This is a genomic window from Pseudomonadota bacterium (assembly GCA_023229365.1).
Taxonomy (GTDB): Bacteria; Myxococcota_A; Polyangia; order JAAYKL01; family JAAYKL01; genus JALNZK01.
The window spans coordinates 14,542-33,225 of sequence record JALNZK010000033.1 but is presented as its reverse complement, the minus strand read 5'-3'; the positions used below and the strand labels follow the sequence as shown (position 1 = coordinate 33,225).

Here is an 18,684-nt window from a genome sequence, read left to right as displayed (position 1 = left end):
ACGGGGCGGATTTTCGCGGCAAGGAAACATTGTCAAACGGGGGCGCGTGCGAGATCCTCTGCCGATGCGGAACGGGCGCCTCTCGACGGCTCTTCTCGCCTGCCTCGTCGCGGCCGGGGCCGTCGCCGCCGCGTCGTGCGGGCCGAGCTTCCGGCGCACGCACGAGAGCGACAACGCGTTCACGCGGTGCTTCGATCTCGACTACCGGCCCGGCGTCGCGGCCGACGAGAGGGCTTCGTGTTGGCGCGGCTGGCTCGCCGATCACGTCTACAACCAGCCGGACGACAAGGTCGAGTACGCGCGACTCAGGCTCGAGGAGCTCGAGGACGGCGTGTCGGTGCCGGGTCCGCCCGGACCGCCCGGCGCGTTCGACAACCGGCCGGAGCCTCCCACCGACTGACAGCGAACTTGCTATGTGGCGGATATTTCCTTACAATATCCTACATGGAGGTCGCAACGCCCAAGAAGTCGGTCAAGGTGCCCCTCGCGCAGACGCTCAGCGGCACCTCGCTGTCCTCCTTCGCGGACGGCGCGCTGCTCGCGCACTCGACCATGCTGAGCGAGGGGACGATCGTGGACGGAGACGGCGGCGAGCGCGTCTACGCCGGGAGCACGATGATCTCGGTGCGGCTTCGGGGCGCTGAGGAAGAGCTCCTCGACACGGGGCCGCTCTCCGACGAGCAGCTGATGGGAGCGGTCCGGCGATCGATAGGGTTCCGCGTGCGCCTCTTGCGGATGGCCCGCGCCGAGGCCGAGCGACGGTGCGCGCCGCTCCTCCTGCGCGAAATGCGGACCGAGCCGGTCTTTCGCGTTGAAGGCGGAATGCTTTTCGTGGATATTGACGTGGAGTGCCCGCTGGCGGCGCCGTGGAACGGCGAGGACGACGCGCGACGAGGTACGCCGTGAGCGATCCCACCCCCGTCGTCTACGTGCGGTTCAGCGGTCCGCGGAGGGGAGAGGCAGGGGTCCGCCTCGTCGGCGAGATCGGGGATCTCGTGCGGATCGCGGCGGCGGACAAGGCTGACGAGGCGCCGCGGCCCAGGTCGCAGGCGCCCGGGCGGACGATGAGCGCGACCTTCACTTGGCGCGACGTGAGCCGGCTCTTCGAGATCTCTGAGGGGAGGCTCCGGTACTGGGATCGCTCGGGCTTCCTCTCCCCCTCGGGGCACGACGGCCGCTCGCGCTGCTTCACGTTCCAGGATCTCGTCTGCTTGCGCTCCGCCAGGGCGCTGCTCGAGGGCGGCGTGAGCGTCCAGCGCGCGCGGAAGATACTGAATACGCTCAAGGAGAAGCTGCCGCTCGGCCCGCACCCGCTCGGCCGGCTCAGGATCCGCGGGGACGCGCGCAACGTCGTCGTCGTCGAGGACGAGCGCGAGATGGAGGCGGCGTCGGGGCAGCTGCTCATCGACTTCAGCGTGAAGAGCCTCGAGGAGTCGGTCGTCGCGGAGCTGCCCGCGCACAGGGGCTCGCGGGAGAGCCGCACCGCGTACGAGTGGTACCTCGAGGGGTGCCGGCTCGACGAGGATCCGGCCACGCTCGCCAAGGCCGAGGAGGCGTACCACCGCGCCATCTACCTCGACCCCAAGCTCGCCAACGCGTACACGAACCTCGGCAACCTGAGGTACCGAGCCGGCGCGTCCGAGGACGCGAAGATCCTTTACGCCAAGGCAGTGGAGGTCGACGCGGGGCAGCCGGAGGCGCACTACAACCTCGGGTTCCTCGAGTTCGAGGACGGCAACCTCGGCTTCGCGCGGGGCTGCTTCGAGCGGGCCGTGGCGCTCGACCCGACGTTCGCGGACGCGCACTTCAACCTCGCGATGACGCTTTACAGGCTCGACATCGAGCAGGACGCGCGGGAGCACTGGCGCAGGTACCTCGCCCTCGATCCGGAGGGACCCTGGGCGGAGATCGCCCGGAAGAGACTCCAGGAAGCGACCTGACTACTGCGCCCTCGTCTTCCCGCAGACGCCGCACGCCCCGCTCGGGCCGATGATCCCCGTGCACGCGTCGTCCGGGCAGCAGGTCCGGCCGTCGGGCGCGCCGCCGTCCTGAACGGGGGCGGGGCCTGCCGGTGCCGCGTCCGCTGCGTCGGGGCGCTCCCCGTCGCCCTCGGGTGCCGGCCGGGGAGCCTCCTCGCTCCCGAGCTCCGCGTCCCCTTCGTACGGCTTGCCGCAGAGCCTGCAGCGCTTGTCCGGGCCGATCGTGCCGATGCAGGCGTCGTCGCCGCACAGCACGCGTCCTTCGAGGGTGAAACCGGTCTCTTCCACGTTTGCTCCGCTCGTTGAGAGGTCGCCGCCATTCTGCGATGCCGCGGCGGCGCCGCCAACCAAAAAGATGAGCCGTTCGATTGGCGGGCCACGACAAAGAGAATTAGACATATGATGATCCCGCAGGGGACGATTCATCGTGGAGGTGGAGATGCTCGGGAATCGCGCCGTCGTCACAGACTGTCTCATCACGGCACTGCTCCTCGCGGCGTGCGCCACTGGAGGCGTGGAGGGGCGCGGCTCGGGAGATTCGGACGCGGATTCGGATACGGATGGGGACTCGGACACGGACTCGGACACGGACTCCGACACGGACTCCGACACCGACTCCGACACGGATGCCGACACGGACTCCGACACGGATACCGACGTCGATACCGACACGGACACGGATGCCGATACGGATACGGATACGGATACCGATACCGACACCGACACCGGGCCCGCCGACTACTGCGCTGCGAGCGGCGGCTGCGACGAGTATGTCTCGTCCGTGGCGGTCGGCACCATCGACAACGACACGGTGTGCGACACGTACGGCGACTACACGGCCCTCTCGACGGCCATGGAGATCGGCGGAAGCTACTCCATCACGATCGTGAATGGCGACGGCTACTCCACCGATCAGTGTGGAGTCTGGGTGGACTGGAACCAGGACAAGGACTTCACGGACGCGGGCGAGCAGGTCACCCTCAACGGCACCCCCGGGGTGGGCCCCTACACCGGCGCGATCTCGCCCCCGGCCGACGCCGTCCTCGGCGAGACCAGGATGCGCGTCCGCGTCGTCTACAGCGAGGCACCGACCCCCTGCGGCGTGTCGAGCTACGGCGACGTCGAGGACTACGCCGTCGTCGTGCAGGAGCTCGGCCCGCCGGTCGCGGACTTCGCCGCGAGCAGCACGTCCGTGGGCGTCGGATCCGCGGTCTCTTTCACCGACTTGTCGAGCGGCCTGCCGACCGCGTGGTCGTGGAGCTTCGAGGGCGGGTCGCCGGCCGCGAGCACGGCCCAGAACCCGACCGGGATCACCTACGCCGCCGTGGGGACGTACGCGGTGACGCTCGAGGTCACGTCCGATCTCGGCTCGGACACGGAGATCAAGGCGGGCTACATCACCGTGGCGGAGAACACGCTGTGCGACGCTACGAGCGCGACCTGCGACGAGTACATCGAGCAGGTGCAGATCGGCGCCATCAACAACAGCTCGGACTGCGACTACTATCACGACTACACCGCGCTCTCGACGGACGTGACGATCGGCGTGGGCTCGGCCATCACGGTGACCAACGGCTACGGCTACTCTTCGGATCAGTGCGGCATCTGGGTGGATTGGAACCACAACAACCTGTTCACGGACGCGGGCGAGACGATCGCCGTGACCGGCACGCCGGGCTACGGGCCCTACACCGCGACGATCACGCCGCCCACGGGCGCGCTCACCGGCGCGACCCGGATGCGCGTCCGGATCATGTACACCGGGACGCTGGATCCCTGCGGCGAGGCGTCCTACGGCGAGGTCGAGGACTACACCCTGAACGTCGAGTGAGGCCGGGAGGCTCCGCGGTCAGTCGCGCTCGGCGAGCTTGTCCTTCATCTTCTTGATCATCACGTCCCAGCCGTCCTGGGTGATGATCTTGTTGAACTGCGAGCGGTAGTTCGACACGAGGCTCACCCCGTCGGTGATCATGTCGACGACGATCCAGCTCCGGCCGGACTTCTTCAGCTTGTAGGCGATCTCCAGCTGCTGCGCGCGCGGGCCGTCGCCGTCGCTCACGATCGTGACGACGGTCGCCCCGTCCCGGGTGATCTCCTCGGACTCGTACTTGATCCTGTGGTTGCGCGTGTCCTTGAGCCGCTTGACGACGTTCTTCTCGATGAGCGCCTTGAGCGTGTCCGTGAACTCCTTGCGCTGCGCGTCCGTCTTCCCCTCCCAGTGCTTGCCGAGCGAGTCCTTGCACAGCGTCGGGAAGTCGAGCATCTGGTTCAGGGCGCCGAGGATCTTCGTCTTGTTCGCCGCCGAGTTCGCGAGCAGCGGCTTGACCTTCTTGTCGACGGACTGGACGAACGCCGTCGGCGTCCCCTGGGCCTCCGCTCGAGCGGCGAAGCCGAGCGCGAGCGCGGCGATGAGCATGACGGATAGCGGTTTGAGCATCGTGTCGATTCTCCTTCGAAGTCGGCCCCGGGCCCGCGCGGGCCCCTGGGTTGAGACGGACCTCCCGGACGCCCTATTCACGCGCCTCGCCGAGCGTGCCCGTGACCTTGTCGAGCTTCGCGAGGCCGACGTTGTACTCGCCGGTGAGCTGGTGGATGGACGCCATGATCTGGAAGTACTCCTTGAGCGCGTCCTTGACCTCCTTGGCCGGGCCGAGACCCGCGGCGTTGCTCTGGACGGCCGCCGCGATCCAGCCCTTGGCGAGGCGCTTCGACTTCTCGAGCTCGGCGAGGCTGTCGCGCGCGGAGGTCACCTCGACATACGTGTTCTCGACATCGAGGACGATCGCCTCGAGCGCGTTCTCCTGATCCGCGGTCAGCGCCGCGAGCTCGGCCTTGGCCTCGTCGAGCTTGTAAATATCAAGGCCCAAATCGAGATCGTAACTGAGCGCCAGGGCGAGCACGAAGTAGTTGAGGTTGTAGTTGTCCTTGAGCAGCCAGTTGCCGATGTCGGTCCGTCCCGGCGTTGCGGCGTAGCGCCAGTCGGCGACGAGCCCGAGGCTCGGGAGGAACTCGGCCTTGCGCATCGCCACCTTGAGCTCGAGCGCCTTCACGCCGTGGCGCAGCGCCTCCAGCTCGGGGCGATTTTCGAGCGCGCGCTTCTTGTAGGCCTCGAGCGGATCGAGCTCGCGCTCGATCAGCGACTGCGGATCCTCGGGGACGTCGACGCGCGCAGCGTCCTCGCCCCCGACGAGGAACCGCAGCGCGGCGAGGGCGGTGCGCTCGATCTGCCGCGTCTGCTGCTCCATGTAGCCGACCTGCGCCTCGAAGACCTTGAGCTTGATGAGATCGGTCTCGGTCTCGGTCCCCTCCTGCTTCGCGAGGTTCTCCTCGAGCAGCTCCCGCGCCTTGACGAGCTGCTTCTTCCCTTCGCCGAGCGTGTAGGCCATCTCGCGGGCGCCGATGATGGCGTGGTAGGCGCGTTCCACGTTGTAGCGCACCTGCTGCTTCAACGACGGCAGCTGCGCCGCCTTGGCCTCGCGGGCCTCCTCGAGCGCCTTCTGGGCGCGCGTCACCCGGACGAAGTCCAGGATCGGCAGCACGCCCTTGACCTCCAGCTGGAAGGTCGGGCCCCACTCGTCGCTCGCCCAGTCCTCCTCGGCGGCGACCGCGCCGCCGTTGCACGCGACGAGACGCCCGTCGTTCGCGAGCGTCCCCGTGTCGACGCATCGATCGGGAACGAAGGAGAACCCGGCGTCGACGCCGATGATGGAGAAGGGCGCCCACCAGACCTGCTCGATCTGGGCCTGCATGGCGTCGAGCCTGTGCCGCGCGGCCGCGAGCTCCTTGCTGTTGGCGATCGCCCGTGTCGTGCACTCTTCGAGGGTCAGCCGGTTGAGCGCCGGCGGGCCTTCCACCGCAGGGGGCTCCTGCGCCGCTGCGAGCGCGCTCCACGAGAACACGGCCAGGGCGAGCAATCGGGTCCGCATGGACAGAATACTTAGCAGAAAAAGCGGCGCGACCCTTCGAAAATCAAAAAAAATCCGTGTTGCGTTCGGGACGCCGCCGCCTATAATCCGCCCGTCCTTCGCGCCCTTCGGGGCGCCATCACGGTGGGAGTAGCTCAATGGTAGAGCTCCGGACTGTGGCTCCGGTTGTTGCGGGTTCAAGCCCCGTCTCTCACCCCGAAGAAATCGGCCGCTGCGCGATTTGGTTCGACGGTTTCGCTTTCGGCGAAACAGCAGGTTGACGGACGGTGCGTTTTTGCTTAGATACCGTTCGCGCGGTGGCCGGGTGATCGCGAAGCGCCCGTAGCTCAGTTGGATAGAGCGTCGGCCTTCGAAGCCGCAGGTCGGGTGTTCGAGTCACCCCGGGCGCGCCGACGGTTCTTTGATGGAAAGATGCGCCAATAGCTCAACTAGGTAGAGCAGCGGACTCTTAATCCGGAGGTTGACGGTTCGATTCCGTCTTGGCGCACCGGGTAAACCGCGAAGAGATCCCTCCGGCGACGAGGGAGGTCATGGACGCCCTCGAAAAACTCCGCGCGATCTCCGAAAAGCATTCATTGAACGGTGCAGTCGCCGAGGCCATGACGGACACGGCGGCGCTGCTCGGCGACGGGCTCGAGGCGCTCGAGCGCGTCCTCTCGGGCGGGTTCCCGGACGCTCCGGGCGGCGTCCGTGAGGCGTGCCGCTACATGCTCGACGCGGGCGGCAAGCGGATCCGGCCGGCGATCTGCCTCCTCTCGTTCCGCGCGGCCCGCGGCGAGAAGGGGAGGCTGCCCGTCGCGCTCGCGACGGCGTGCGAGCTCCTGCACAACGCGACGCTGCTGCACGACGACGTCATCGACGAGGGCGACGTGCGGCGCGGCAGGCCGGCGGTGCGCGTGGTGTACGGGAACGCCATCTCCATCCTCGGGGGCGACTACCTGCTCACGCGCTGCGTGGAGACGGTCGCCGCCGCGGGGGCCGGGTTGATGCCCGAGTTCGTCGCGACGTTGCGCAGGCTCGTGGAAGGAGAGGTGACGCAGCTCGAGCTCCGCGGCTCCCTCTCGACGACCCGCGAGCAGTACTTCCGGATCGTCGAGGGCAAGACCGCGAGCCTCTTCCGGTGGGCCGCCTTCTCCGGCGCCAAGGCCGCCGGCGCGGGGGATCCGCTGTGCGCTGCCCTCGGCGAGTTCGGCTGGCACGTCGGCGTCGCGTTCCAGCTCGTCGACGACGTCCTGGACTTCTCGACGGAGCCGGACGTCCTCGGCAAGAGCCTGAACGCCGACATCCGCGAGGGCAAGATGACGCTCCCGCTGATCGTCGCGGCTGCGGAGAGCCCGGCGCTTCGCGGCGCCCTCGCGGAGCTGATCGCCGGCGCCGACCCTGCGACGCTCGCCCCCCGCATCGCGAGCGACGTCCGGCGCGCGGGGGCGCTCGAGACCGCGCTGGCCGAGGCGTCCGCGAACACGAGCCGAGCGACAGAGGCGCTCCGGCGCGCCCCCGGCGGCGACGGCGCCGTCATCGAGGCGCTCTGCACGCTGGCGGACGCGCTGCAGCGCCGCGAGATGTGATCCCCGCCGCGCGGGGCCTTCAGATCCCGGCGCGCGTTCGTGCGTCAGTGGCTCGTCGCTTTGGTGTATGCTGGGTGCTTCCGAACGGAACGGAACGGGAGGAGATGTCATGAGAAGGCGCGCGTCGCTGGGTCTGGTGATCGGTCTATTTGTCGTGACCGCGTGCGGGCACGCTCCGCCGCCGCCGCCGAAGAAGGTGCCGCCGCTCGGCGCCCGGATCGAGCTCGCGGCCGGGGACGTGTGGCTCGGCGTGGAAGGGGGACGGCAGCGGCTGATCACGGGCGCGATGCTGCCCGCGAAGTGCGATCTGACCCTCGGCGACGGGGCGCGGGCCCTCCTGCGGCTCGCCAGCGGCGCGGGGCTGTTCGTCCGCGGCGGCTCGGCGCTCTCCATCGACGGCGGCGCCGTCGTCCTCGAGAAGGGCGAGCTGTGGGCCGACGTCCCGCCCGACGAGCGCGATCTCGGCCGGTTCGCCGCCGCCGGGACGAACGTGTCCGCCTCGGGCGCCGGCTTCGATCTCGCGGTGGTGGACGGGGAGGTGCGCGTGTACGTGGCCCGGGGCCTCGCCGTGGTCGACGCGCCGGGCGGCCGCGCGGAGGTCGAGAACGGCGAGCGCGCCGTCGTCGCCGCGGGGAAGGCGCCCGTCGTCACCCCCGTGAAGTTCTGGGAGGACTGGACCGGCGGGATGGCGGACAAGGAGATGCTCGCCGGGATCGGCGGGCGGGCGTCCGGCAGGATCTACGGCATCGACAGGATGCGCCCCGGCTCGCCGCCCGAGGAGCTGCAGATCCTCTCGCAGGAGGTGCGGGCGGTCGTCCTCGACGGGATCGCGCACACGACGGTCGATCAGCGCTTCTTCAACCCGGCGGGCGCGGATCTCGAGGGGTGGTACTGGTTCACGATCCCCGAGGGCGCCTCGGTGGAGCGGTTCGCGCTCGAGGTGAACGGCGTCCTCGTCGACGGCGAGATGGTCGAGCGCAAGCAGGCCGCCGCCGCGTACGAGAACGCGATCCAGCAGGCGTACGATCCGGCGCTGCTCGAGTGGGTCGACGGCCGCACGTACCGCGCGCGGATCTTCCCGATCCCCGCGACCGGCGAGCGGCGCGTCGTGCTCTCCTACACGCAGTTCCTGCCGCTGTCCGACGGCCGCTACAGGTACGTCTACCCGATGGGCGGCGGGGGCGAGCAGCGGATCCAGGAGTTCTCCCTGCAGGTGATCCTCGGGGACGCGGGCAAGGACTACGAGATCGCGTCGATCGAGGACGCGCGCATCGAGGAGAACTCGTCGATGGTCTCCGTGCGCAGGTCCGGCTACACGCCGCGCTCGGACTTCCTGCTCGAGCTCACGCCCACGAAGCCCGTGGCGCCGTTCCGCGCGTACCGCTTCTCCTCCGGCTTCAAGGAGGCGGACTACGTGATGCTCCGGTACGCGCCCGAGGTGGAGTGGGACAAGCTCCCCGAGGTGCCCGGCGACGTCGTGCTCGTCGTCGACACGTCCGCGGGCGGCGGCGAGGCCGAGCGGCAGATCCGCACGGGCGTCACGGAGGCCGTGCTGCGCGCGCTCTCGGCGGGCGACAGGTTCGCCGTCGTGTCGGCGGATCTCGCGCCGCGCGTGGTCTACCCGGACGAGGGGCTCGCGGCCGCGAACGAGAAGAACGTCTCGGCGGCGATGGAGCGGCTCGCCGCGGTCTCGGCCGCCGGCGCGACCGATCTCGGCGAGATGTTCGGCGTCGCGCTCGATCTCGTGCACGACGCGGAGCAGCCCGCGGTGGCGTACATCGGCGACGGCAGGCCCACGGTCGGCGAGACGACCGCGATCGAGCTCACCGAGCGGCTGCGGCGTTCGCTCGGCGACTCCCGCGCCCGGCTGTTCACGATCGCAGTCGGCAGCGACGCCAACTACCCGCTGCTCGAGCGCGCCGCGCTGATGGGGGGCGGCCGCGCGTTCCGCATCGACACGCCGGAGCAGACGGTCCAGGAGGCGCTGCGCTTCGCGGGCGCCGTGAAGACGCCCACCATCACCGAGCTCAACATCGGCGCCGGCGCCGGCCTGGACCAGATCTTCTCCAACGTGGCGGGCAAGGTCTCCGAGGGCGACGAGGTCGTCATCCTCGCGCGAACGCACCATAAGCTGCCGGACAAGGTGACTGTCAAGGGGAGGCTCGGCGGCAAGCCGTTCGAGAAGTCCTACGCGACCAAGGTCGAGAAGGGCGAGGAGTACGGGTTCGTGCCGTTCCTTTGGGCGCGGATGTACCTCGAGCGGCTGATGGGCGAGGGGCTGGAGGAGAACCGCGGCAACATCATCTCGCTCGGCCTGATGTACGCGCTGATGACGCCGTTCACCTCCTTCCTCGTGCTCGAGAGCGACGCGGCGTACGCGGCGCAGGGGATCCAGCGCCGGCAGCGGCACGTCCTTTGGAGCGGGTTCGATCTCGACGCGCCCGAGCTCGCGACGGGCGGCAGCGGCGCCTACAAGACGGACGCCGATCGCCTCGAGGTGACCGAGGAGGCGAAGAAGACCGAGGAGGCCTACCCGATGGAGGCGGAGTACTGGCGCGACGAGGCCGGCGCGATGTCGCCGCCGCCTGCGCCCGCGTCCGAGCCGTCGCCCGAGGTGTCGGCGGGTTCGTACGACGGGGATCTCGGCTACTACCGGACGGCGCCGTCGGGCGCCGCGAGGGCGAAGGAGATGCCCGCCCCGGCGCCTCGGCCGGCGCCCCCTCCGCCGTCCGTCCCGCACTCGTCCTACGCGGCGCCGAAATCCGGGGCCGCCTCCTACGACGACGGCTCCTCCACCGGCGCGAGCGGGAGCGGGTACGGGTACGGGGACGGAGGGCTTTCGGGCGGCGGCGGCCGGGCGGGCGGATCGACGACGCGTTCGGCCGGGCAGGGGACGAAGGGCAAGTCCGGGAAGCGCGCCACGGCGGCGGACAAGCCGCAGGAGGTCGATCTCCTCGCGCTCGTGCAGCAGCAGGCCTCGAGGCCCGTGGAGCGCGCGCTGTTCACCGAGGGCGTCTGCTCGGACGCCTCGCGGCGGCCGCTCGCGGAGCGGCGCGTCCTCTGGCGGCAGCGGCTCGCGCTGGCGACATCGCCGTCGGGCTGGGCCGCGGTCTACGTCGAGGCCGGCGGCAAGTGCGAGATCCCGCGCTGGCAGCAGCGCAAGGAGCTGCTCGAGCTCATCGAGCGCCGCGCCGTCACCCCGGACGAGGTCCGCGCGCTCATCGCGCAGTTCGCCGGGGACGCCAAGATCCAGTCGTTCCTCAGGCAGCGCATCACGCGGCGCACGCTGAACCCGGAGGTCTCGATGCGGTACCTCTCCGGCGCGGGGATCGACTGGTACGTCGTGAGCCGCGGGCTCGCCGCGCTCAAGACGCCGGAGGATCGGCTCAAGAAGCTGCGCGAGATCATCGCGAAGTTCCCGGACGATCCCGCGGGGCAGGCGCTCCTCATCGAGGTCCTGCTCGAGTGCGACAAGATCGAGGAGGCGCAGGCGATCGCGTCGCGCATGCGCCGGGACGAGCTGGCGGGGCCGCTCGTGCTCGGCACGTTGTGCGACCTCCAGGCCGAGCTCGGCAAGGAGGACGAGGCGAAGCGCACGTGCTCGGAGCTCGTCGAGTTCAACGCCGCGGATCCGTCGGCGCGCGAGCGGCTCGGCGACCTCTTCCTCCGGCACGGCTGGTACGAGGCCGCCTACCGGCAGTATAGGACGCTCGTCGCGATGCGCCCGGACGACCCCACGGCGCAGCTCAGGCTCGCCGCCGCGGCCGCGGGGATGGGCCGCGTCGACGAGGCGTTGCGCCTCGAGCGGAAGATCTCGTCGGGCGACGGGGAGCCCGGCCCCGCCGATCCGCGGCGCTGGGCGCGGCTGCACTCGGCGGTCCGGCTCGCGCGGATGATCATGGAGGCCGAGACCGAGGGCGAGACCGAGCAGATCGAGGCGCTCGAGCGGAACCTCAAGCTCGCCTACGAGTTCGACGTGCCGATGAACCTGGTCGTCCTGTCGTGGGAGGACTTCGACGCGCGGCTCGGGATCCAGTCGAAGCGCGGGGAGGACGTGTTCGAGGTCTCGGACCGGACCGACGCTCCGGACGCGGGGATCGCGATGATCGACCTCGGCCGCAGCAAGCCCGCCGGCGTGACGATGTCGATCGAGCTCGGGACCGCGCCGCTTCGCCGGGGCGTCCCGTTCACGCTCACCTCGATCACCTGGGACGGCAAGGAGTTCACGTACGGCGAGCGCAAGGGCAGGATCGAGCCGCGGAGCGGGAAGGTGAGCCTGGGAGAGTAGGGGGCGTGGGACTCCGGGGACTTGTGGAACTCCTGGGACGGGTGAGATCTACTCCTTCTTCTTCTGTAGCTCCGACCTGAACCACATGTCCAGCTCGTCGCAGCGCTTCGTCACGAGCGCGAAGGCGGCGTCGGCCCGCCCGCGCACCTCGGAGACGAACGCCGCGTCGCCGATCTGGCCGGAGTTGATGAGCACGTTGTAGTACGCGCCGGTCGCGGCCGTCCGGGCGGCGAGCACGGCGACGCCCGCGTCCGAGAGGGAATTCCGGTTCCCGCGCGCGCCGGCGGCCCCGGCGAGCTCCACGACCGCCGGGATCGCCTCGAGGACCGAGAGCGGCACCAGGGTCGCCTTCTTGTTCGCCTCCGCGATCGCGGCGTCGCGCGCCGCGCCCTTGGGTACCGCGAACGCGGCCATCACCTCGTTGAACGCGAACGTGTCGTCGTCCACGGCGCGGACGAGGAGATCCTTCAGGGCCTGTCCCTGCTCGGCGATCCCGATCATCTCCGCCTCGACCGCCTCGTAGCCGGTCTTGCCGACGGTGAGGTTCGCCACCATCGTCGCGAGCCCGGCGCCGAGCGCGCCGCAGAGCGCCGCCACGCTCCCGCCGCCCGGGGCCGCCGAGTCGCGCGACAGCTCGTCGACGAACCCCGCCGCGGTGCGCTCCACGAGCGGCCGCGGCGTGCGGACCCGGTACTCGACGATCCGCTCGTCGGGGGAGAACTTCGAGATCTGGGAGAGGCTCATGCTCTGGTGCGCGGCCTCGATGAGGTCGGCCTCCGGCACGCCGTCGCTGGCGCCCTGCTTGCGGAGGTAGTGGCGGCCGGCCGCGAGCACCGCCTCGAGCGGGATGAGGCCGACGAGCTCCGAGCCGGTCACGCGCAGCCCGAGCTCCGCCGCGATCTCGCAGACCTTGTCGAAGACGAGGTGCGGCGGCGTCACCGTGTAGTCCGTCAGGTTCATCGTGACCTGCGCGCAGCCGAACTCCTCGATGAACCAGCCCGTCGCCTTGCAGTGGTCGAACAGCCCCTTCTCGTGCTTGAGCAGCTCGCCGCTCGGGCCGCGCAGCTTGTTGCCGCTCGCGTCCCGCTTCACGGCGCCGCCCTGCTCGCGGATCACGAGCCCGATGCGCTTCGCGAGCTTCGTGTTCTTCGTGTTGAGGTTGATGTTGTAGGCGATCAGGAACTGGCGGGCGCCCACCTGCGTCGCGCCCGTCTTCGCGACGCGCTCGCTCCACTCGTTCGGGCCGAAGTCCGGCTTCCACTCGGGCTTCCCGAGCTTCTGCGGCAGCGCCTCGTACTCGCCCTTGCGGATCGTCGCGAGGTTTCGCCACTCCGGCTTGGAGGCCGCGTGCTCGTACAGATACACCGGAATCCCCAGCTCCGTCCCGACGCGGGCGCCGACGCGGCGCGCGAGCTCGGCGCAGTCGGCCATCGTGACGCCCGTGAGCGGCACGAACGGGCAGACGTCGGTGGCGCCGTTGCGCGGGTGCTCGCCCCGCTGGCCGCGCATGTCGATGAGCTCGGCCGCCCGGCGGATGAGGCGGAACGCGGCCTCGGCCGCCGCCTCCGGCGATCCCACGAACGTGATCACGGTGCGGTTCGTCGTCGCGCCCGGGTCGACGTCGAGCAGCCGGACGCCGTCCACGGTCTCCACCTCGGCGGCGACGGCGTCGATGATCCTGCGGTCACGGCCTTCGCTGATGTTGGGCACGCACTCGACGAGTCTCATCTTCCATCCCCTCCGGCGCGGCGTTTCGGGCGTCCGCCGTCCTTCCTAAGCGACCGCGGCCGGCAGCGTCAACCGGAAACGCGCCACCGGCGCCCCGGCGGAGGCGCGGAACCCATCGAGATGATTGGAGGTGAGGGCGCTTCTCAGTTGATTGCCGATTTTGCCCTATGGTAAAGTTCTTCGTCTTGGTCCAAACGAAAAAGAAGAGGGCGTCGAAACATGTCAGATTTCGAGAAGTACCAAGCCATCCTCGAACGCGATCCTCATGACACCCAGGCTTTCGTGAACCTGTGCAACATCGCGGAGAAAGAGGGTGATTTCGAATACCTCGCGGATCTCCTGAAGTACAGGGCCCAGATCAGCAAGCAGATCGAGGAGGTCGTCGATCTCTATTTCCGCGCCGGAGAGATCTATCACGACAAGCTGAACGACGTGACGCGCGCGGCCGAGGTGCTCCTCGAGGGGTTCGACCGCGACCCGACGCACGCCGGGGTCGGCGAGAAGCTCGACACCATCTACCGCAACGCCGGCGACTGGGAGGGCGCGATCGCCCTCGCGGAGCAGCGCCTCTCGGCGCTCGAGCAGGCGGACGTCCGCGGCACGAAGGTCGTGATCCGGTCCGACCTGCACCAGCAGGCCGGCGAGATCCTCGACAAGGCGCTCAAGGACGACGAGCGGGCGCTCAACCACTACAGGAAGGCGATCGAGCTCGACAAGACCAACCTCGTGGCCATCTACGGGGCGCGCGAGATCTACTACCGGACCGGGAAGTACAAGAACGCCGCGAAGCTGTGCGAGCTCGAGGCGCGGGTCGAGAAGGACGAGGCCAGGCGGATCGCGCTCTACCGCGAGCTCGCCCACACCCTGAGCACGCACCTCTCCGATCCGGAGCAGGCGGCGACCGCCCTGAAGCGCGCGCTGAAGCTCAACCCCGAGGACGACGCGGTCAAGGTGGAGCTCGCGAAGACGATCGCGGCGTGCAAGGTGACGCCGGAGACGAACAAGGACCACAGGTGGGCCTCCGAGTTCCTCCTGAAGGCCGCGCGCGAGGGGACGGCCGAGGATCCGCTCGTGCTCGCGCGGTTCGCGCTCATGGCGCTGCCCGAGAGCGAGAAGGCGGTCGAGTTCATCGAGCACAAGGCGCGCGAGCTCGGCGATCTCAGCGCGCTGACCGACGCGTACCAGCAGGTGATCGAGCGGCTGGGCGACCTCCAGTTCCAGGCGCCGATGATCCGGCGGCTCGCCAAGGTCTACCTCGACGAGATCGGGGAGCCGGAGTCGGCGCTCGCGTGGATGAGGCGGCTCGACCCGCTCGGACTCGAGGACGACAAGCGCGTCGTCGCCAAGCTCTCGAAGGGCGTCGAGGCGCGCGCCTCCCAGGCCCCGCCGCCCGCGAAGGGCAGGGCCGACGCGCAGCCCGCGATCGCCGCGACGGTGCCGCGGACGATGGAGCGCGAGGAGCGATCCGCGTCCAGGCCGGTGCCGACCGCGCGCCCGTCGAGGCCGCCCGTGCCGGCGAAGTCCTCCTTCGCGCCGGCGGAGCCGCTGCCGCCCCCGGGCGGCGCCGACCTGGAGTCCTACGTCAACGAGCTGCAGCAGCAGGCGGAGAAGGCGCGCCGCGCCGGCGACGACGCCGGGGCCGAGGAGCGCATGCTCCAGATCATCGACTACGCGCCGCACGATCAGAAGGCGACGACGTACCTCGAGCGCCGGTTCCGCGCGCGGGGCGACTGGCTGTCGCTGCGCGATCTCCTGATGCGCTCGGCCGGCGCGCCGCACCTGCCGCCGGCGGTCCAGACCGTGCGGCTCCGCGAGGCGGCCCGGCTCTCCGAGGAGCAGCTCGCCGATCTCCAGGGCGCGATCCAGGCCTGGCGCATGATCCAGGAGAGCGATCCGAAGGTCCGCGACGCCGCCGACGCCCTGAAGCGGCTGCTCGCCGACACGGAGAGCTGGGACGAGCTGATCTCCATCCTGGAGATGGAGGCGGACACCACCAAGAACCGGACCAAGCGCATCGAGTGCTTCCGCCGGCTCGCGGAGATCTACCGCATCCGGCTCGGGGACGCGGCCCGCGCGGCCCAGGCGTACAAGAACGTCATCGAGCTGCAGCCCGACGACACCGAGACGATCGACCTGCTCGACGAGCTCTACCTCCGCGAGCAGCAGTACGAGGAGCTCGTGCCGCTCCTGCAGAAGCGCGCCGAGATGGCGAAGACGCGCGAGGAGAAGCGCGGCTTCATGCTGCGCGCGGCGGTGATGCTGCGCGAGCGGCTGAGCCTGGCCGAGGACGCGTACGCCAAGGCCAGGGAGGTGCTCGCGATCGCGCCCGGCGACATGGAGACCCTCGACCTGATGGAGTCGATCGACGAGGAGTCGGAGCAGTGGGGGCGGCTGATGGAGACGCTGACCCTGCGCTCGCGCGCCACCGGGGATCCCGACGAGAAGGTCACCATCCTCCGCAAGCGGGCCGTGACCGCGGCGCACAGGCTGGAGGACGACAAGCTCGCCGTCCGCTGCTGGCGCGACGTCCTCTCGGCGGCCCCCGGGGACGTCGAGGCGCTGGACGCGCTCACCGAGCTCCACGAGAAGGGGCGCGACTTCGGCGATCTCGTCGACGTGCTCCGCATGCGGCTCCTCACCATCGAGAGCGTCGGCGAGCGGGCGGAGATCCACAGGCGGATCGCCCACGTGCTCGAGGACGAGCTCGGCCAGCCGGACGCGGCCATGGAGTCCTGGCGCCTCGTGCTCGAGGCCGGGGAGGACGTCGAATCCCTGGGCGCGCTCTCCAGGTACTACGAGCGCACCGGCGCCTTCGAGGAGCTCGTCGAGGTGCTCGCGAGGCAGGCCCCCTACGCCGAGAGCCACAGCGAGCGGGCCGACATCCTCTACAAGCGCGCCTTCCTCCTGTACGACAAGCGCGGCGAGCGCGACGTCGCCGTGACGAGCCTGCGCCAGATCGTGGACGAGGTCGATCCGGCGCACACGCCCACCCTGAAGCTCCTGCGGGAGATCCTCGCCGAGGCGCGGCGCTTCGAGGAGGCGGTCGAGGTCCTGGAGCAGCAGATCTCGCACACGGAGGACGCCGTCGCGCTCAAGCAGCTCAACGTCCTCCTCGGCGACTGGGTCCGCGGCGAGCTCGGCGACAAGGAGCGCGCGGTGGACGCGTACGAGCAGGCGGCCGCGCTCGACCTCGACGACACGGGGCTGCTCGACACGCTCGACGTGCTCTACGTCGAGCTCGAGAACTGGGACAAGCTGCTCAAGCTGCTCATGGCGCGCTACCAGACCGCCGAGGCGCTGGGCGACAGGCACGACATCGTGCAGCGCGCCGGCAGGATCTGCGAGGAGAAGCTCGAGGACCCGGCGCAGGCTTGGGCCTGGTACCGGATGGCCTTCGACGCGCTCCAGGCGCTGCCGGCGACCGTCCCGGCGGTCGAGGAGGCGGCGAGGCGGCTCGGGATGTGGGAGCAGCTCATCGACGTCTACGGCGTTTTGACGCGCGCGGCGCAGAGGCCGGAGGATCAGGGCGGCTGGTGGGTGAAGATCTCGGAGATCTTCGACGAGAAGATCGGGGATCCCGTCCAGGCGCTGGAGGCGATCCTGCGGGCGTTCGGGCTCGCGCCCGAAGACGCCGGGATGCTCGACCGCGTGGACAGGCTCGCCGTCAAGGCGAAGAACTGGCAGCGGCTGGGGCAGGTGTACGGCGTCCTCGCGCAGCGCGCGCCCGACAACGAGGCGCGAATCGAGCTGCTCCAGCGGTATGCGGTCGTGCTGCACGAACAGGGCGAGCAGCACTCGATGGCGTTCGACGTGGCGCTCAAGGCGTTCGAGCTCGACACGAAGCGCGCGGACATCCTCGAGTTCGTCGAGCGCGTGGGCGCGGCCGCGGAGCGCTGGGACGATCTCGTCCGCGTCTACAACGCCTGCGCGGCGCACGAGGAGGACCCGCCCCGCCGGGCGGAGCTGAAGCTCAAGGGCGCCGCGATCCTGCGGGACAAGCTCGACGACGCGGACGGGGCGCTCCTCATCGCGCTCGAGGTGCTCAAGTACGACCCGTTCTCCAAGGAGACGGTGGAGCGGATCTGGGATCTCGTCCGCGGCCTCGAGGACGCGCTGCTCACGACGGAGAAGGGCGTCTACTGGGCGAAGCTCATCGAGGCGTATAGGCATCTCGTCACGGAGCACAAGCACGAGCGCGAGAACCAGGTCGATCTCCTGCTCATCATCGCCGGGCTCTACGCGTCGGAGATGGCGGACAACAACTCGGCGTTCGAGTGCCTGAAGGAGGCGCAGCAGGTCAACCCGCGCGACGAAGGCACCATCAACAAGCTCGAGGAGATGGCGGGCAGGCACGGGTTCTGGGAGAGCCTCTCCGAGCACTACTCGGACATCCTGGACGAGACGTTCGAGATGGACGTCGCGGTGCTCTACCACCGCCGCCGCGCGCGGATCCTCGCGGACGAGCTCGGGCGGCCCGACGAGGCGGCCGAGCACTACTGGCAGATCATCCAGCTCGACGCCAAGGACGAGGGAGCGTACCGGCAGCTCCTCCAGCACTACGAGAAGACCGCGAAGTGGAACGATCTCGTCAACCTCCTCGAGCGCCAGCTCGACGCGGCGCCGGATCAGGACAGGAAGAAGGAGCTGCTCCTCCAGATCGCCGGGGTCTGGGAGACGAAGATCCAGAACAAGTTCGAGGCGCGCGACTGGTACGAGCAGGCGCTGACCCTGTGGCCGGGCTGCGAGGAGGCCACGGCCGGCCTCGCCCGGCTCAAGAGCGGCGCGAAGGGGGCCGTGGCGGCGGCGGAGGCCGAGGAGGAGGAGGACGAGGACATCAAGAAGCTGGTCTCCATCCCGCCCCCGCCCGCCGAGCCGCAGCCGGACGTGGCGGACAGCGTCGCCGAGACGAGCGCGCTCGCGCGGGAGGAGGCGCCCGAGGAGGAGGTCCCCGTGGAGGACTCCTCCGACGCGGAAGCCACCGAGGAGGAGATCCCCGCCGAGGAGGAGGTCCCCGCCGAGGAGGCCCCGAAGGAGCACATCTCGTTCATGCCGCCGCCCGCCGAGGGGGAGGAGCCGGAGCCCGAGCCCAGCCTGAGCGAGCCCGAGGAGGAGATCGCGGCCGACGACCTCGTGGCCGAGGAGGAGGAGATCGCGGCGGACGATCTTCTGGTGGAAGAGGACGAGGAGAAGTAGCG

At 69.9% G+C, this 18,684-nt stretch carries 11 protein-coding genes and 3 tRNA genes; 10 read left to right on the top strand and 4 right to left on the bottom strand.

Annotated elements, in window-relative coordinates:
- Positions 1–64: 64 nt before the first annotated feature.
- The 3 genes from M0R80_15000 to M0R80_14990 are packed head-to-tail and all read left to right on the top strand — an operon-like array spanning position 65 to position 1,940.
- Positions 65–400 (top strand): hypothetical protein, encoded by a 336-nt coding sequence (locus M0R80_15000; GenBank protein MCK9460941.1) that lies wholly within the window; start codon positions 65–67, stop codon positions 398–400.
- 44 nt (positions 401–444) lie between these two features.
- On the top strand, positions 445–906 hold the full coding sequence (locus M0R80_14995) for a hypothetical protein (GenBank protein ID MCK9460940.1): 462 nt from the start codon (positions 445–447) through the stop codon (positions 904–906).
- Entirely contained in the window at positions 903–1,940 is a 1,038-nt protein-coding gene (locus M0R80_14990) for a tetratricopeptide repeat protein (protein MCK9460939.1), read from the top strand. The genes M0R80_14995 and M0R80_14990 overlap by 4 nt, the downstream gene beginning before the upstream one ends.
- On the opposite strand, the gene M0R80_14985 is transcribed toward M0R80_14990, so the two are convergent.
- Positions 1,941–2,267, bottom strand: coding sequence for a hypothetical protein (locus M0R80_14985; GenBank protein MCK9460938.1), 327 nt, complete (start codon positions 2,265–2,267; stop codon positions 1,941–1,943). It abuts the gene before it with no gap.
- 151 nt (positions 2,268–2,418) lie between these two features.
- Here M0R80_14985 and M0R80_14980 point away from each other — a divergent pair, with 151 nt between their 5' ends.
- Positions 2,419–3,810, top strand: a complete 1,392-nt coding sequence (locus tag M0R80_14980; protein ID MCK9460937.1) for a PKD domain-containing protein — start codon at positions 2,419–2,421, stop codon at positions 3,808–3,810.
- A gap of 18 nt (positions 3,811–3,828) precedes the next feature.
- Here the strand turns inward: M0R80_14980 and M0R80_14975 are convergent, their stop codons facing one another.
- Both M0R80_14975 and M0R80_14970 read right to left on the bottom strand, forming a co-directional pair.
- Complete coding sequence (locus M0R80_14975; protein ID MCK9460936.1) at positions 3,829–4,416, bottom strand: ABC transporter substrate-binding protein; 588 nt, start codon at positions 4,414–4,416, stop codon at positions 3,829–3,831.
- A 73-nt stretch (positions 4,417–4,489) separates the two neighbouring features.
- On the bottom strand, positions 4,490–5,905 hold the full coding sequence (locus tag M0R80_14970) for a TolC family protein (protein ID MCK9460935.1): 1,416 nt from the start codon (positions 5,903–5,905) through the stop codon (positions 4,490–4,492).
- A 123-nt stretch (positions 5,906–6,028) separates the two neighbouring features.
- On the opposite strand from M0R80_14970, the gene M0R80_14965 reads away from it, so the two are divergent.
- The 5 genes from M0R80_14965 (at position 6,029) to M0R80_14945 (ending at position 11,761) form a co-directional block, all read left to right on the top strand.
- Positions 6,029–6,100 (top strand) — tRNA-His (locus M0R80_14965).
- Positions 6,101–6,220: 120 nt separating this feature from the next.
- Positions 6,221–6,294: transfer RNA gene (locus M0R80_14960), tRNA-Arg, on the top strand.
- Between the two features lie 24 nt (positions 6,295–6,318).
- Positions 6,319–6,392: transfer RNA gene (locus tag M0R80_14955), tRNA-Lys, on the top strand.
- Between the two features lie 43 nt (positions 6,393–6,435).
- The gene (locus M0R80_14950) at positions 6,436–7,473 is read left to right on the top strand and encodes a polyprenyl synthetase family protein (GenBank protein ID MCK9460934.1); all 1,038 of its coding nucleotides are present in this window, start codon (positions 6,436–6,438) and stop codon (positions 7,471–7,473) included.
- Between the two features lie 109 nt (positions 7,474–7,582).
- A complete protein-coding gene (locus M0R80_14945) occupies positions 7,583–11,761 on the top strand; it encodes a hypothetical protein (protein MCK9460933.1) in 4,179 nt (1,392 codons plus the stop codon).
- Positions 11,762–11,809: 48 nt separating this feature from the next.
- Here the strand turns inward: M0R80_14945 and ftcD are convergent, their stop codons facing one another.
- Positions 11,810–13,489 (bottom strand): glutamate formimidoyltransferase, encoded by a 1,680-nt coding sequence (ftcD, locus tag M0R80_14940; protein ID MCK9460932.1) that lies wholly within the window; start codon positions 13,487–13,489, stop codon positions 11,810–11,812.
- A 219-nt stretch (positions 13,490–13,708) separates the two neighbouring features.
- Between ftcD and M0R80_14935 the strand changes: the two genes are divergently transcribed.
- Positions 13,709–18,682, top strand: a complete 4,974-nt coding sequence (locus M0R80_14935) for a hypothetical protein (GenBank protein ID MCK9460931.1) — start codon at positions 13,709–13,711, stop codon at positions 18,680–18,682.
- Positions 18,683–18,684: the final 2 nt, after the last annotated feature.